This is a genomic window from Pseudomonas sp. Root401 (assembly GCF_001425105.1).
GTDB lineage: Bacteria > Pseudomonadota > Gammaproteobacteria > Pseudomonadales > Pseudomonadaceae > Aquipseudomonas > Aquipseudomonas brassicacearum.
This window is the reverse complement of record NZ_LMDO01000062.1, coordinates 1-1,502: the sequence shown is the minus strand read 5'-3', so window position 1 is coordinate 1,502 and position 1,502 is coordinate 1. Positions and strand designations below refer to the sequence as shown.

Annotated in this window: 1 pseudogene; it reads left to right on the top strand. The window is 57.5% G+C overall.

The window, feature by feature from the left end:
- Positions 1-976, top strand: a pseudogene (locus tag ASC85_RS32540) (hypothetical protein); the annotation flags it as partial.
- Positions 977-1,502 lie beyond the last annotated feature (526 nt).

Here is a 1,502-nt window from a genome sequence, read left to right as displayed (position 1 = left end):
GTTGATCGAAGGCAACCGCGATGGCACGGTGCAGGCGATGTATTGGGTGAAGCGGGTTGGGGGTGGGACTTCTGCCTCAGAAATATTGCACATCAACATTGGTGTGCAGGTGACGCCGACCCTCGATAACGTCAAGGATGCCAACGGCGAAGAGATCGACAACGGTGAATCCACCACCTCGACCACCGTCACGCTGAGCGGTAAGGCGTCGAACAGCCAGAAAGTGGAAATCTTCGACGGCACCACTTCCAACGGCACCGCCGATGTCGACGCCAGCGGCGATTGGAGTAAGCAGCTCACCGGACTTACCCTGACCACCCACAGCTTCACCGCCAAGGGGCTTTATGGCAGTAATCCGGTCTCGACCGCGCGTACCCTGACTGTGATTGCACTCGGGAAACCGACAATCGTATCGGTGAGGGGGTTCAATGATAATAATGATATCCCCGACCACGGGTTCACCATCTGGCGCAACCTCGTGCTGAGAGGCACTGCGTTGAATGGCCAGGATGTCGAGATCTTCGACGGCATCACCTCGCGGGGACGCACAACTGCCAATGCCAGCGGCGACTGGGAGGCGTGGTATTCTGGGATCGGCTTGGGCACGCACAGCTTCACCGCCAAGGGGCTCTATGGCAGCAATCCGGTCTCGACCGCGCATACCCTGACTGTGCTTGCAGTCGAGACACCGACAATCGCGTCGGTGAAGGATCTCAGCGACAATTATATCGCCGACGGCGGTTCCACCACCTCAACCACTGTCACCCTCAGCGGTAAGGCGACGAAATATCAGAAAGTCCTCATCATGGACGTGACCACCTTTTGCGGCTATGCCGACGTCGACGCCAGCGGCGACTGGAGCAAACAGGTCCCTGGGCTTGCCCTGGGCGTCCGCAGATTCACGGCCTTTACTGTTTCTGGTACACAAGGGTCGAATACGTGGACCATTACTGTGGTGCCTGGCCCAGTGACTTGAATATCGTGCCCCATCGCTCCCACGTAACGCCGAGCAATCCTTCGCCAGGGGCGCATATAGATCGCTATGCAACGGGGGGCAGCCGTTCGCTTATTATTCGAACGACCCAGATGTGGCCGAGGTCGATTTGCGGTCCAGAGCGTAGAAAAACTTAGAAAAGGGGGCGCATTTATTATCCAATTGGCGAACGGTTAACAGAGTAGCGGCGCGCCCCCTGACAGGAGATTGAGAGGCGATTTACAGAATTGTCAGGTGGAAGGATGGTCCCGAGGGTGTGCCCTACTGTCAACTCTGACAGTAGGCACATCTCCATTTCAGGCATTGAATAACCCCAGATCTCATCCGACTGGGAGCATGCCATGGACACCGCCGACAACACCCCCCTCAATCTCGATGAACTGGACATTCCCGGCAGCGGTCCTGCCCATCCACCGGCTCCAGCCGACAGTGTCGGTATCAACATTGCCGCCGCCTGGCTCAACTTTCCCCATCAAGGGTTGCGACTGATTCTACCGTCCTGGCCCAA